Origin of the sequence: Streptomyces sp. NPDC021080, from assembly GCF_044333225.1 — a bacterium.
Lineage (GTDB): Bacteria > Actinomycetota > Actinomycetes > Streptomycetales > Streptomycetaceae > Streptomyces.
Genome location: NZ_JBIRQM010000011.1, coordinates 116,253 through 129,775 on the forward strand (window position 1 = coordinate 116,253; position 13,523 = coordinate 129,775).

General features: G+C 71.6%; 11 protein-coding genes. 6 read left to right on the forward strand and 5 right to left on the reverse strand.

Going from position 1 to position 13,523, the window contains the following annotated elements; translation table 11 throughout:
* From ACH4S8_RS26610 to ACH4S8_RS26620, 3 genes are all read left to right on the forward strand, one after another.
* Nucleotides 1–2,148, forward strand: coding sequence for an acetate--CoA ligase family protein (locus ACH4S8_RS26610; RefSeq protein ID WP_398398243.1), 2,148 nt, complete (start codon nucleotides 1–3; stop codon nucleotides 2,146–2,148).
* A 124-nt stretch (nucleotides 2,149–2,272) separates the two neighbouring features.
* Complete coding sequence (locus tag ACH4S8_RS26615; protein ID WP_398398246.1) at nucleotides 2,273–3,664, forward strand: OFA family MFS transporter; 1,392 nt, start codon at nucleotides 2,273–2,275, stop codon at nucleotides 3,662–3,664.
* On the forward strand, nucleotides 3,661–5,067 hold the full coding sequence (locus tag ACH4S8_RS26620; protein ID WP_398398248.1) for an OFA family MFS transporter: 1,407 nt from the start codon (nucleotides 3,661–3,663) through the stop codon (nucleotides 5,065–5,067). The genes ACH4S8_RS26615 and ACH4S8_RS26620 overlap by 4 nt, the downstream gene beginning before the upstream one ends.
* Before the next feature lie 167 nt (nucleotides 5,068–5,234).
* Here ACH4S8_RS26620 and ACH4S8_RS26625 read toward each other — a convergent pair whose 3' ends face one another.
* Entirely contained in the window at nucleotides 5,235–5,720 is a 486-nt protein-coding gene (locus ACH4S8_RS26625; RefSeq protein WP_398398250.1) for a YcxB family protein, read from the reverse strand.
* Between the two features lie 849 nt (nucleotides 5,721–6,569).
* Between ACH4S8_RS26625 and ACH4S8_RS26630 the strand changes: the two genes are divergently transcribed.
* Entirely contained in the window at nucleotides 6,570–7,772 is a 1,203-nt protein-coding gene (locus ACH4S8_RS26630) for a low temperature requirement protein A (protein ID WP_398398252.1), read from the forward strand.
* Here ACH4S8_RS26630 and ACH4S8_RS26635 read toward each other — a convergent pair whose 3' ends face one another.
* The 4 genes from ACH4S8_RS26635 to ACH4S8_RS26650 form a co-directional block, all read right to left on the reverse strand.
* Nucleotides 7,773–8,447: a GntR family transcriptional regulator gene (locus ACH4S8_RS26635; RefSeq protein WP_398398254.1), complete on the reverse strand. Its 675-nt coding sequence runs from the start codon at nucleotides 8,445–8,447 to the stop codon at nucleotides 7,773–7,775.
* 157 nt (nucleotides 8,448–8,604) lie between these two features.
* A complete protein-coding gene (locus ACH4S8_RS26640) occupies nucleotides 8,605–9,552 on the reverse strand; it encodes a beta-ketoacyl-ACP synthase III (RefSeq protein ID WP_398398256.1) in 948 nt (315 codons plus the stop codon).
* Between the two features lie 135 nt (nucleotides 9,553–9,687).
* On the reverse strand, nucleotides 9,688–9,849 hold the full coding sequence (locus ACH4S8_RS26645; RefSeq protein ID WP_398398258.1) for a hypothetical protein: 162 nt from the start codon (nucleotides 9,847–9,849) through the stop codon (nucleotides 9,688–9,690).
* Nucleotides 9,818–11,149, reverse strand: a complete 1,332-nt coding sequence (locus tag ACH4S8_RS26650; RefSeq protein WP_398398260.1) for an OFA family MFS transporter — start codon at nucleotides 11,147–11,149, stop codon at nucleotides 9,818–9,820. Before ACH4S8_RS26650 ends, ACH4S8_RS26645 begins: the two co-directional genes overlap by 32 nt.
* 246 nt (nucleotides 11,150–11,395) lie before the next feature.
* Here ACH4S8_RS26650 and ACH4S8_RS26655 point away from each other — a divergent pair, with 246 nt between their 5' ends.
* Both ACH4S8_RS26655 and fdhD read left to right on the forward strand, forming a co-directional pair.
* Nucleotides 11,396–12,367 carry a 2-dehydropantoate 2-reductase gene (locus ACH4S8_RS26655; RefSeq protein ID WP_398398262.1) on the forward strand — a complete coding sequence of 324 codons (972 nt, stop codon included), beginning with the start codon at nucleotides 11,396–11,398 and terminating at the stop codon, nucleotides 12,365–12,367.
* Nucleotides 12,368–12,540: 173 nt separating this feature from the next.
* Nucleotides 12,541–13,404 carry a formate dehydrogenase accessory sulfurtransferase FdhD gene (fdhD, locus tag ACH4S8_RS26660; protein ID WP_398398264.1) on the forward strand — a complete coding sequence of 288 codons (864 nt, stop codon included), beginning with the start codon at nucleotides 12,541–12,543 and terminating at the stop codon, nucleotides 13,402–13,404.
* Nucleotides 13,405–13,523: the final 119 nt, after the last annotated feature.

Consider the following 13,523-nt stretch of genomic DNA (forward strand, 5'->3'; position numbering starts at 1 on the left):
ATGGCGGACCGGGACCGGGTGGCGAGGGTACGGGCGCTCCTCGACGGCGTCCGGCGCCAGGGGCGCACCGCGCTGACGGCGCCGGAGGGCAAGCAGGTCGCCGACGCCTACGGGATCGCCGTACCCGGCGAGGGGCTGGCCCTCGACGAGGACGAGGCGGTGGCCCACGCGGAACGCTTCGGCGGACCCGTGGTGATGAAGATCGTCTCTCCCGACATCCTGCACAAGACCGACGCGGGCGGGGTACTGGTCGGTGTCGAGGGGGAAGCGGACGTACGGGAGGCGTTCCGCGCGATCGTCGGGAACGCCCGTGCGTACGACGTCCGCGCCCGGATCGACGGTGTCCAGGTGCAGGAGCTGATCCCGCCGGGGCAGGAGGTCATCGTCGGCGCGGTGACCGACCCGACGTTCGGGAAGGTCGTCGCCTTCGGGCTCGGCGGTGTGCTGGTCGAGGTGCTGCGGGACGTCACCTTCCGGCTCGCGCCCGTGGACGCGGACGAGGCGGAGTCGATGCTCGACTCGATCCGCTCCGCGCAGGTCCTGCGCGGGGTGCGCGGCGCTCCCGCGGTGGACCGGGCGGCCCTGGCCGACCGGATCCGCCGGGTCTCCGAACTCGTCACCGACTTCCCCGAGATCGCCGAGGTGGACCTCAACCCGGTGATCGCGTCCCCAGAAGGCGCGATCGCGGCGGACATCCGCGTGATCCTCGGCGCGGGCGCCCCGGCCGCACGACGCCGGTACACCCGTGAGGAGATCCTCGCCTCCATGGACCGGCTGATGCGGCCGAGGTCGATCGCCGTGATCGGCGCCTCCGACGTCCCGGGCAAGATCGGTCACGCGGTGCTGCGCAACCTCGTGGACGGGGGCTTCGCGGGCGAGATCCACCCGGTCAACCCCAGGGCCGACGACATCCAGGGCCGTAAGGCCTACGCGAGTGTCGCGGACATCCCCGGCGAGGTGGACGTCGCGGTCTTCGCCGTCCCCGCCCGGGCGGTGCCACGGGTCCTGGAGGAGGCGGGACGCAAGAACATCCCCAACGCCGTCCTGATCCCCTCCGGGTTCGCGGAGACCGGCGAACAGGCGCTCCAGGACGAGATCACGGCCATCGGCGAGCGCCACGGCATCCGGCTGCTCGGCCCGAACATCTACGGCTACTACTCGACCTGGCAGGACGTGTGCGCCACGTTCTGCACCCCGTACGACGTGAAGGGCGGTGTCGCGCTCTCCTCGCAGTCCGGCGGGATCGGCATGGCCGTCCTGGGCTTCGCGCGGACCACGAACACGGGTGTCTCGGCGATCGTCGGGCTCGGCAACAAGGCGGACCTGGACGAGGACGACCTGCTCACCTGGTTCGGGGAGGACCCGCACACCCGGTGCGTCGCGATGCACCTGGAGGACCTGAAGGACGGCCGCGCCTTCGTCGAGGCGGCCCGCGCCACCGTCCCGAAGAAGCCCGTCGTCGTCCTCAAGGCCGGCCGTACCGCCGCCGGCGCGCGGGCGGCGGGCTCGCACACCGGAGCCCTCGCGGGCGACGACGCCGTGTACGACGACATCCTCCGGCAGGCCGGGGTCATCAGGGCCCCCGGCCTGAACGACATGCTGGAGTACGCGCGCGCCCTGCCGGTGCTGCCCGCTCCCCGGGGCGACAACGTCGTGATCATCACCGGCGCGGGCGGCAGCGGCGTCCTGCTGTCCGACGCGGTGACCGACAACGGCCTGTCCCTGATGGAGATCCCCCCGGATCTCGACGCGGCCTTCCGGGAGTTCATCCCGCCCTTCGGGGCCGCGGGCAACCCCGTGGACATCACGGGCGGCGAGCCGCCGTCGACGTACGAGGCGACGATCCGGCTCGGTCTGGAGGACCCGCGCGTCCACGCGCTCGTCCTCGGCTACTGGCACACGATCGTGACCCCTCCCATGGTCTTCGCCGAGCTCACCGCGCGCGTGGTGGCCGAGTTCCGCGAACGCGGCGTCGAGAAGCCCGTGGTGGCCTCGCTCGCGGGAGACGTCGAGGTCGAGGAGGCGTGCCGGTACCTGTACGAGCGGGGGGTCGTGGCCTACCCGTACACCACCGAGATGCCGGTGGCCGTCCTCGGCGCGAAGTACCGCTGGGCGCGCGCGGCAGGACTGTTGGGGGGCCGTTCATGACCTGAGGACGCGCGGGGCCGGCCGACGGTGCGCGTCGGCCGGCCCCCGGGACCCGTGGGCGCACGAAAGGCATGTGGCAGGGGGCGCTGACCGGATCTTTCGACGCAAGGGGATCTCGATCGACATGACAACCACCGGCTACTCGACTCCGGTGCCTCATCGAGAGGTGAGGGACCGGCACGGACGCGTGTACCGCGTCGGTGAGAGAGACATCGACATCATGGGCCGCAGACGCGCCTGGATGGTCTTCCTGCCCTGGGCGGGCATGCTGGGCATCAGCTCCGCCGAGTACGCGTTCACGTCGGCGGAGGACACGCTCCACGAAGCTCATCTGTGGAGCAGCGGACACATCTTCTGGCTGATGGGCGTCTGGGTGTTCTTCCAGGCGGCCGTGGCCTTCCCTGCCGGGCAACTGCGCGAGAGCGGCAGGCTCCCCGCCCGTACGGCGATGCTGCTGGGCGCGCTCGGCACCCTGCTCGGCTATGTGGCCCTGGCGTTCGCCCCGCACGTGACGGTCGCCTATCTCGGCTTCGGCATGTGCAGCGGCATCGGAGCGGGTCTCGTCTACGCGACCTGCGTGAACATGGTCGGCAAGTGGTACCCGGAGCGCAAGGGCGGCAAGACGGGCTTCGTCAACGGCGGTTTCGCCTACGGGTCCGTGCCCTTCGTCTTCCTGTTCACCTCGTACATGGACCTGGGCAACTACCGGGGCGTCCTGGTGGGTGTCGGCCTGGTCTGCTGCGCGCTGGTCGCGGCGGCCGGCTGGTTCTTCAAGGACCCGCCGAAGGGCTGGTGGCCGCCGGACGTGGACCCGCTGAAGGTGCCGGACGACCCGAAGACCCGGCGGGCGCTGGCGAAGAACCCGCCGGCCGTGAAGCAGTACACCCCGAGGGAGGCCGCCCGTACCCCCGTTCTGTGGATGATGTGGTTCTGTCTGCTGTGCACGGCCGGGATCAACATCTTCGGCATCGCCTTCCAGGTCCCGTTCGGCAAGGACATGGGCTTCGCGGGCGGGGTCGTGGCCACGGCGATGTCGCTGAAGGCCGTCGTCAACGGCACCGGGCGCGGGGTCATCGGCTGGATCTCCGACCGCGTCGGACGGCGTCACACGCTGATCATCGTGTGTCTGGTGCTGGGTTCGGCCCAGTTCGGCGTGCTGGTCTCGGGCCAGATGGGCAGCATGCCGTTCTTCCTGTTCTGCTCCATGGTCTCCGGCTTCGGCGGCGGCGCGATCTTCCCGCTGTTCGCGGCCATGACGGCGGACTACTTCGGCGAGAACCACAACGCGTCCAACTACGGGATGGTCTACAGCTCGAAGCTGATCTCGGGCCTCGTGGGCTCCGGCATGGGCGCGGTCGTCGTCGGCGCGTGGGACTACCACGGCGCCTTCGTGCTCGCCGGGTCCGTCGGTCTGGCGTCCGCCGTACTGGCCCTGTTCCTCCGGGCACCGGGCAGGCCCCGGGCCCGCGGCATCGTTCCCAATCCACACCCGCTCGGCGAGGAGATGGCGTCATGACGGCGGAACCGATCGCGGCGAAGGACTCGCCGGAGGAAGGCGGCGCCCGGGGGCGCGCGTACCGGGAGATCACGGACGCCCGGGGCCGGGTCTACCGGGTCGGCGAGAGCGACCGGGACATCCTCGGCCACTCGCGCTCGTTCATGGTGTACCTGCCCTGGGCCGCCATGATGGCCATCAGTGTCTTCGAGTACGCGTACGGCTCGGCCGAGGACACCCTGTCGCACGCCCACGGCTGGACGCAGAGCAACACCTTCTGGATCCTGAGCATCTGGGTGTTCTTCCAGGCCGGCATCGCCTTCCCGGCCGGCTGGCTGCGGGAGAGGGGCGTCCTGACGGCCCGCGGAGCCATGTACACGGGCTCGGTCATGTGCGCGGCCGGCTTCCTCGCCCTGTCGCATCTGAGCGATGTCGCGCTGGCGATCCTGGGCTTCGGTGTCATCGGCGGTATCGGGTCCGGGCTGGTGTACGCGACCTGCATCAACATGGTCGGGAAGTGGTTCCCCGAACGCCGTGGCGCACGCACGGGATTCGTCAACGGCGGATTCGCCTACGGCTCCCTGCCGTTCATCTTCATCTTCAACTACGCCTTCGACACGGCGAACTACCACCGCGTGCTGGACCTCATCGGCGCCTACGTGATGGTCGTGGTGCTGACCGCCGCGTTCTTCTTCAAGGACCCGCCGAAGAACTGGTGGCCCGCGGACGTCGATCCGCTGACCCACGCCGGTTCCGGCAAGGGGGCCGCGAGCCTGTCGAAGAACCCGCCGGCGGTGAAGCAGTACACCCCCAAGGAGGCCATCAGGACCGGTGTGCTCCCGCTGATGTGGATCGCGCTGGTGATGACCGCCGGTGTGTCGATCTTCGGGATCTCCTTCCAGGTCGACTTCGCCAAGGAGGTGGGCTTCGGCCCGCTGGTGGCGGCCTCGTCGATGGGCGTGATGGCGGTCGTCAACGGCGTGGGCCGGGGCGTGGTGGGCTGGCTGTCCGACACCTGGGGCCGCAAGCGGACCCTGGTCTTCGTCATCGTGGTGCTCGGACTCGCCCAGTTCGGCGTGATCTGGGCCGGTGACATCCACAGCGAGGCGCTGTTCCTGTTCTTCGCCTTCCTCTCCGGGTTCGGCGGCGGGGCCTTCTACCCGATGTTCGCCGCCCTGACCCCGGACTACTTCGGCGAGAACTACAACGCCACCAACTACGGGCTGGTGTACAGCGGAAAGCTGGTCAGCGGTCTGTTCGGCGGCGGGCTCGGCTCGATGGTGGTCGCCGCCTGGGGCTACAACGGCGCCTACGCGCTGGCCGGCGGCATCTCCATGGTGGCGGCCGCGGTCGCCCTGCTGCTGCGGCAGCCGGGCCGCAGCACCGCGGACACCTCGGCACCGGCGCCGCAGCCGGTCGGCTGAGCGTCCCCGGTCCACGGGCCGCCCGCACGAGGGCGGCCCGTGGACCGGGACCGCGCCGAGGGTGCCGCACGACACGGGTCCGTACCGAAGTGCCGTACGGCCGGCCCGCGCAGGCGTTGCCGAACGCACCGCCGGGGTCCACCGGGCTTCCCGGCGGTGAGGCCATGTCAGGCGAACAGCCGGTACCAGGGTCGTCTCGCCGGAGGCAGCCGCCGGGCCAGGAAGGCGGTGACGACGGCCTGCTGGTGCTTGTCGAAAACCCGCTTCGGAACGGCCTCGGCCGTTATCCCGCTTGTCCCCAGGAACCAGAAACCACCACGCTCCCCGACGGACCGGAAGGCGCTCCAGGCCACCACGAACCGGTCGGAGGGTGTGCGCAGGACGTACGCCTCTTCGGTCAGCTCCAGTGTCCACGGCCCGGGATGCCCGGCCGCGAACTTGCGTGCCGCGCGGTACACGACGAGGCTTTCGAGAAGAATCAGCATGCCGAGCCCGAAGACCAGCAACACCATCGAACCGCCGAAGAGGAGCACCAGGGCACCGATCAGGGCCAGGATCAGACTGGCCGCGGCGAAATGGCGCATGGCCGGGGAGTGACGTATCAAGCTGCGGTACTCGCGGTCGGTCAGACTGAACGTGGCAGTCAGGTTCACGGCTGCGGAGACCCTCTCCTCGGGGCCTGCTCGACAGACCCGGGCGCCGCGAGGGTACCGGTCACTCGTGGTGTCGCGGGACTCCGGGGTTTCGGACCGCCTCGCCGCCTTGATGCCTACGGGGCCCGGCCAAGCCCGACCGGGTGGACGGCGACTGGTTCGAGGAGAGCATGCGCCGCTCCGTGACCGGCCCTGTGCGCCGCCTGCCCGGGTGGTCGTTCACCGCGCCGGGCACGGTCCTTCCGCCTGGGCGGCACCGGCTGCGCAACGGTCCTGACGCCGCCGCGCAGCAGGCCGGTGCGCGGCGGGTTCGCCGGGAAGGGGCGCCGGGCGTCGCCCGGTCGCACTCCGCCCGGACACCGCCGGACCTTCACGACCGGCCGAGCCGATCGACGCCCGGTCACCGCGGCAGGCGCCGAAGTCCTCGTACGCGGCCGGCGGGCGAAGCACCGGGCCCTCCGGCGGTACGGCCGCATACGATCTCCACAGGCCATCTGTCAGGGGGGACACATGAGCAGAGCAGGGGACGAGGCGGGGCGCACGTCGGTGGACGAACCGGCGCGGCCGTCGGCACACGGAGAGCCGGATCCGGCGCCGTCCGGGGACACGGACGCGGCGGCCCGACGGATACCGGCCGGCACAGCGCACCCGCCGGGCGGCGGATGCCCGGCCCCGCGTGCACGCGATGCCGGGCATCCGGCCGAGGCGGAGCATCCGGCGACGCCGAGCACGGCGGATTCGCCGGGTGGCGGGTCCACCCCGGGCACGCGCGAGGCCGGGCGTCCGGCAGCGGCCGGGGCGGAGCATCCGGCGACGCCAGGCACGGCGGACCCGCCGGGTGACGGGTCCATGGCCCCGTACCCGCGCGAGGCCGGGCACCCGGCGGGCGACGAGGCCGGGCGGCGGGTCAGCAGCCTGGAGCTCTTCTTCGACCTCGTCTTCGTCTTCGTCCTCACCCAGCTCACCGTGCTGCTCGCCTCCGACCTGTCGTTCGCGACGGCGGCCCGCGTCGCGCTGATCTTCGTGGTGCTGTTCTGGATGTACGGCGCCTACGCGTACCTCACCAACCAGGTTCCGCCCGACCGGCCTTCACGGCGGATCCTGCTGATGCTGGGCATGGGTGCGTTCCTGGTGTGCGCTCTGGCCATCCCGCGCGCCTTCGACGACGGCGGCGTGGTCTTCGGGCTGGGCTTCCTGGCCGTCGTCCTCGTGCACAGCGCGCTCTACACCCGCAGTCACGGCCGCGACGTCATCTGGTACGCGGTGCCGAACTCGCTGGCCGCGCTGGCCGTCACCGCGGCGGGGCTGTTCGACGGCCTGCGCGCCGACGGGCTGTGGCTGCTGGCGCTGGTCCTGCAGTTCGTCACCCCGTTCTTCGCCGAACACGGGCCCCGGCGCCGGGGCGGGCGCGACGCCGCGGTGCTGCGCTCACAGCTCGGCGCACTCGACCCGGCCCACTTCGTCGAGCGGCACGGGCTGCTGCTCATCGTCGCGTTCGGCGAGTCCGTCATCGCGATCGGCACCGGGATCGGGAGCCGGCCGCTCACCGCGGACCTGTTCGTCGGCGCGTTCCTCTCGCTGGCGCTGGCCGGGGCCCTGTGGTGGACGTACTTCATCCGCGACGAGCACGCGGCGGAGGCCGCGTTCACGGCGACGCCGCCGGACCGGCGCTGGCGCCTGGCGATGAACGCGTACTACTACGCCTTCCTGCCCATGCTGCTGGGCATCGCCTACTGCGCGACCGGGGTGAAGAAGACGCTCGGCCATCTCACCGAGCACTCGGGCACCGGTCCGGCGCTGGCGCTCGCGGGCGGGGTCGCGCTGTTCCTCGCCGGGGACGTGGCGTTCCGCTCGGTGCTGCGGCTGGGGCCGGTGACGTTCCGCGCGGTCGCGGTGCCCGTCGCGGCGGCCACCGCGCTGCTCGGCACCGGGGTCTCGGCGGTCGCCGAACTGCTCGCGCTGGTGGCGGTGTTGGTGGTGATGCTCGGCACGGAGGCCCGCCGGTCGCCCTCCCGCCCCGGCCCCGCGGTGGGGACTGCGCCGGCCGGCTGACTACTTCTCGCGGTCGTGGTACATCTGCCGCGTGTGCTCGGTGTGCGCCCGCATGACCGCGGTGGCCCGCTGTCCGTCGCCCTGCGCTATCGCGGCGATCAGCTCGCGGTGTTCGATCCAGGACTGCCGCCCGCGCTGCCGGGCCACCGGCGTGTAGTACCAGCGGACCCGGCGGTCGACCTGTGCGGCGAGCTCGGCGAGGACCGTGTTGCCGGCGAGTTCCATGACCTTGGCGTGCAGCCGCGCGTTCATCGCGACCGCGGCGTCGACGTCGTCGGCGGCGACCGCCCGCTCGCCCTCGGCGCACAGGGCCTCCAGCGCGCTGATGGCGGCCGTGCCCGCGTTGGCCGCGGCGAGCCGGGCGGCCTCGGCCTCCAGGAGCGTACGGACCGTGAGGAGCTGGTCGGCCTCCGCCTCGGTCGGCTCGTGCACGAACGCGCCCTGGGCGGGCCGCAGATCGACCCAGCCCTCGGTGCTCAGCCGTTGGAGCGCCTCCCGCACGGGCTGCCGGGACACCCCGAGGTGACCGGCGAGTTCGCTCTCGACGAGGTGCTGTCCCGGCTTCAGGGCCCGGGTGGTGATGAGTTCGAGCAGCGCCTCGTAGACACGGTCACGAAGCGGGCCGGGCCGCTCGAGCTTGGGTACCGCTCCCTGAGGCAGGCCTGTCGACAACATCACGGTCCCTCCCTGGGCAGCGCTGTCGCCGCGATAGGAAAGTCGATTATCAATTGTCTTTCGCCTACAGTCTACGGCGCACAAACGCGCCGCAGACACGGGAGTTGGGCTTGTCACACCCGGGCAGCCGGGGACCGGGCGGGCGGTGCGGGCCGCCTCACGGACAGCGGACGACCTGCCCGGCGTACGAGAGGTTGCCGCCGAAGCCGAACAGCAGGACGGGGTCCCCGGTGGAGATCTCCCCGCGCTCGACGAGCTTGGAGAAGGCGAGCGGGATGCTGGCGGCGGAGGTGTTCCCCGAGTCGACGACATCGCGCGCGACGACGGCGTTGACCGCGCCGATCTTCAGGGCGAGCGGCTCGATGATGCGCAGGTTGGCCTGGTGCAGGACGACCCCGGCGAGGTCCTCGGGCGCGAGGCCGGCGCGCTCGCAGGCCTTCCGGGCGATCGGCGGGAGCTGGGTGGTGGCCCAGCGGTAGACGCTCTGGCCCTCCTGCGCGAACCGCGAGGGGGTGCCCTCGATGCGCACCGCGTTCCCCATCTCGGGCACCGAGCCCCACAGCACCGGCCCGATGCCGGGCTCCTCGCCCGCGGGGCAGGCCTCGACCACGGCGGCCCCGGCGCCGTCCCCGACGAGGACACAGGTGGTGCGGTCGGTCCAGTCCGTCACGTCGGTCATCTTGTCGGCGCCGATGACGAGCGCCCGGGTCGCCGCACCGGCGCGCACGGTGTGGTCGGCGGTGGCGAGGGCGTGGGTGAACCCGGCGCAGACGACGTTGACGTCCATCGCGGCCGGCGAGGGGATGCCGAGGCGGGCGGCGACCCGGGCGGCCATGTTCGGGGAGCGGTCGACCGCCGTGGAGGTGGCGACGAGCACGAGGTCGATGTCGCCGGCGGTCAGACCGGCCGCGGCGAGCGCCTTGGCGGCGGCGTGCGCGGCCAGCTCGTCGACGGGTTCGTCGGGACCGGCGACATGGCGGGTCCGGATGCCCACACGGCTCCTGATCCATTCGTCGCTGGTGTCGACCAGGCCCGCCAGGTCCTCGTTGGTGAGTACCTTGGCGGGCTGGTAATGGCCGACGGCGGCGATCCGTGAGCCGTTCATGAGTGGTCCCCCTCGTGCTTCGGGTGCGGGATCCACCAGTCTGATCAGTGACTCGCGGGTACGACGGCAGGTGATGCCACAGGATTGCGGCGCCAGGCTTGTCGGCTTCTGTCAGACCTTGGGACGTCCGAACATCTACCCCGAGAACAGTTGGGTCGCCTTCTGTACGAGCTCGTAGACGCCGTAGCACAGGGGCGCTCCCACCCACAGCCAGGCGAGGACGGCCAGTGCCCGCCGGTCGGGCGGCCTCGGGACGCCGTCGGCGTCAGGCGGACTCGGGCTGCTGTCGTGCGACATCGGCGGCCTCCCTCGGTGCGGGGATGTGGTGGCGGGCGTGCACGGGCCGTATGAACTCGTTCGCGGCGAAGCCGACGGCGAGCAGCCCGATCATGATCAGGAACGACATTCCGTACAGGGACGAGCCGTGCTTGCCCGCCGCCTCCTGGTGGTCGGCGATCCGGTTCACGATCAGCGGGCCGAGGACGCCGGCGGTGGACCAGGCGGTGAGCAGCCTGCCGTGGATGGCGCCGACCTGGTAGGTGCCGAACAGGTCCTTCAGATACGCGGGGATCGTGGCGAAGCCTCCGCCGTAGAAGGAGAGGATCACCAGCGCGCTCAGGACGAACAGGGGTTTCGAGGAGTCCCCGAGCCAGGCGATGAGCGCGTACATCAGGGCGCCGGCCCCGAGGTAGACCCGGTAGATGTTCTTGCGCCCGATCAGGTCGGAGGTCGAGGACCAGCCGATCCGGCCCGCCATGTTGGCGGCGGAGAGCAGGGCGACGAAACCGGCGGCCGCCGAGACGGACACGGGAGTGGAGCTGTCCGCGAAGAAGTCCGTGATCATCGGGGCGGCCTTCTCCAGGATGCCGATGCCGGCGGTCACGTTCATGCACAGAACGATCCACAGGAGCCAGAACTGCGGGGTGCGCACGGCGCTGCGGGCCGAGACCTGGACGCCGTCGAGCGCGCTCGGCCCGGACACGGCCGGCTTCTCGCCGCGCGGCACCCGCACCAGCAGCACACCGAGGGTCATGAACACGGCGTACGTCAGTCCGTGCACGAGGAAGGCGAGCGCGATCCCCGAGGAGTCGGAACCGAACGACTTCAGCATCTGGGCGGACCAGGGCGAGGCGATCAGCGCGCCGCCCCCGAAGCCCATGATCGCGATGCCGGTGGCCATTCCGGGCCGGTCCGGGAACCACTTGATCAGCGTGGAGACGGGCGAGATGTAGCCGATGCCGAGGCCCGTGCCGCCGACGAAGCCGTAGCCGAGGACGATCAGCCAGTACTGCTCGGTGGCCGCGCCGAGCGCGGAGATCAGGAAGCCGGAGGAGAAGCAGACGAGGGCGACGGTCATGGCCCAGCGCGGACCGTTGCGCTCGACGAGGGTGCCGCCGAACGCGGCCGACAGGCCGAGCATCACGATGGCGAGCTGGAAGGGCAGCGCGCTCTGGGTTCCGCTGAGGCCGAGCGCGGATTCCAGCGGCGGCTTGAAGACGCTCCAGGCATAGGCCTGGCCGATGGAGAGATGGACCGACAGGGCGGCCGGCGGGACGAGCCAGCGGCTCCAACCGGGGGGTGCGACAGGAGGGCTCATGATCCGGGACGATAGGAAGGGGCCGCCCGGCTGTGAAGCGCCGTGACAAGAACGCGTCGACCGTATGCGATGAACGGTATCCCTGGCGCGACGAACGGTCGTCTCCCGGGCCCCGGACGGGAACACCCCTCCCCGGCGGTGACCCTGCCCGGACCCTTGTCGAGTCCCATTCCATCCTGTAGACAATATTTCGTCGACAGAGTTCGGCAGTTCCTCGGTACCCTCGACCGAACGGAGCGCCACACAGTGAGAGTCGCAGTTCTCGGCGCCGGTGCGATCGGCGCCTATGTCGGCGCCGCTCTGCACCGCGCGGGCGCCGACGTGCACCTCGTCGCCCGTGGACCGCACCTCGCGGCCATGAGGCGCCACGGCGTCCACGTCATCAGTCCCCGCGGGGACTTCACCGCGCGGGCCCACGCCACCGACGACCCGGCCGAGATCGGCCCGGTCGACTACGTCTTCCTCGGCCTGAAGGCCAACTCGTACGCGGCGTGCGGGCCGCTGATCGAGCCCCTGCTGCACGCCACCACGGCGGTGGTCGCCGCCCAGAACGGCATTCCCTGGTGGTACTTCCACCGGCACGGCGGACCCTACGACGGCCACCGGGTGGAGAGCGTGGACCCGGGCGGCGCGGTCGGCGCGGTACTGGCCCCGGAGCGGGCGATCGGCTGCGTCGTGTACGCCGCGACCGAACTGGAGGGACCGGGCGTCGTCCGCCACCTCGAAGGCACCCGGTTCTCCGTCGGGGAACCGGACCGCTCCGTCTCGGCGCGCTGCCGGGCGTTCAGCGACGCCATGCGGGAGGGCGGGCTGAAATGCCCGGTCGAACCGGAGCTGCGCAACGACATCTGGCTCAAGCTGCTCGGCAACATCTCCTTCAACCCGATCAGCGCGCTGGCCCGCGCCACGATGCGCCAGATGTGCCTGCACGGCGGGACCCGTAAGGTCATCGAGATCATGATGACCGAGACGCTGGCCGTCGCCCGGGCCCTCGGCTGCGAGGTGGGAGTGTCCATCGAGCGGCGCCTCGCGGGCGCCGAGCGGGTCGGCGACCACCGCACGTCCACGCTCCAGGACCTGGAGCGCGGCAAGCCGCTGGAACTCGACGTGCTGCTGGCGGCCGTCGTGGAACTGGCGGAGATCACCGGGGTGCCGGTCCCGACGCTGCGCACCGTGTACGCCATCTCGGACCTGCTCGCGCTGCGGACGGCGGCGTGAGCGCGGGGCGTGCCGCCGCGCGGCGAGGCGGCACGCGGCCCGCTCCGCGGGTGCAGGACAATGAGAACGTGAAGGCCACCTCCGCACCACGCCCCGGGTGACCCGAACGCCAACCGGCGATCGCAAGGGCCGATCCGGCCGGCCGAACGCATGGAAGCGGGACTGATCAGGACATGGGACGAGTCACGGAACGACGCAAGGTGATCCGCGTCCGGAACGGAGCCGTGAGCTCCCGCCCGGACACGCTCGTCGCCGAGGAGCCGCTGGAGATCCGGCTCAATGGCAAGCCCCTGGCGATCACCATGCGCACCCCGGGCGACGACTTCGCGCTGGCCGCGGGCTTCCTGGTGAGCGAAGGGGTGCTGGGCCGGGCCGACGAGCTGCAGAACATCGTGTACTGCGCCGGTGCCACGGTCGACGGCTCCAACACGTACAACATCGTCGACGTACGGACGGCGCCCGGTGTCGTCGTCCCCGAGATCACGCTCGAACGCAATGTGTACACGACGTCCTCGTGCGGCCTGTGCGGCAAGGCCAGTCTGGACGCGGTCCGCACGACGGCCCGCTGGGCCATCGACGACACGGAGGGCGGCACCGCTCCCCCGGTGCGGCTGGAGCCCGACCTGCTCGCGAGCCTCCCCGACCGGCTGCGCGCGGCCCAGCGGGTCTTCGACCGGACCGGGGGCCTGCACGCGGCGGCACTGTTCACCGAGGAGGGCGAGCTGGTCGACATACGCGAGGACGTGGGCCGGCACAACGCGGTCGACAAGCTGGTCGGCCGCGCCCTGCAGAACGGCACGCTCCCGCTCTCCCGGACGGTCCTGCTGGTCTCCGGCCGGGCCTCCTTCGAGCTGGCGCAGAAGGCGGTGATGGCGGGCATCCCGGTGCTCGCGGCGGTCTCCGCGCCCTCGTCGCTGGCCGTCGACCTGGCGGCGGAGACCGGCCTGACCCTGGTCGGCTTCCTGCGCGGCGCCAACATGAACGTGTACGCGGGCGAGCACCGCATCACCCTGTCGGCCACGGCCGCCCGGGGCTGACACCGGCTCCCCGCGACACGGCGGCGGGGCCCCGGACGGCGGGGAGCGCCCCCTGCGCCGGAGGGGCCCCGCCTCGGCCGGTGCCCCTCCGCCGGTGGCGCCGGGTACCGCTTCGCCGG

Coding starts and splice junctions, on each gene's coding strand:
- ACH4S8_RS26610 (WP_398398243.1), top strand. CDS start 1: ATGGCGGACCGGGACCGGGTGGCGAGGGTACGGGCGCTCCTCGACGGC.
- ACH4S8_RS26650 (WP_398398260.1), bottom strand. CDS start 11,149: ATGAGCCCTCCTGTCGCACCCCCCGGTTGGAGCCGCTGGCTCGTCCCG.
- ACH4S8_RS26635 (WP_398398254.1), bottom strand. CDS start 8,447: ATGTTGTCGACAGGCCTGCCTCAGGGAGCGGTACCCAAGCTCGAGCGG.
- ACH4S8_RS26615 (WP_398398246.1), top strand. CDS start 2,273: ATGACAACCACCGGCTACTCGACTCCGGTGCCTCATCGAGAGGTGAGG.
- fdhD (WP_398398264.1), top strand. CDS start 12,541: ATGGGACGAGTCACGGAACGACGCAAGGTGATCCGCGTCCGGAACGGA.
- ACH4S8_RS26645 (WP_398398258.1), bottom strand. CDS start 9,849: ATGTCGCACGACAGCAGCCCGAGTCCGCCTGACGCCGACGGCGTCCCG.
- ACH4S8_RS26640 (WP_398398256.1), bottom strand. CDS start 9,552: ATGAACGGCTCACGGATCGCCGCCGTCGGCCATTACCAGCCCGCCAAG.
- ACH4S8_RS26630 (WP_398398252.1), top strand. CDS start 6,570: ATGGCCCCGTACCCGCGCGAGGCCGGGCACCCGGCGGGCGACGAGGCC.
- ACH4S8_RS26620 (WP_398398248.1), top strand. CDS start 3,661: ATGACGGCGGAACCGATCGCGGCGAAGGACTCGCCGGAGGAAGGCGGC.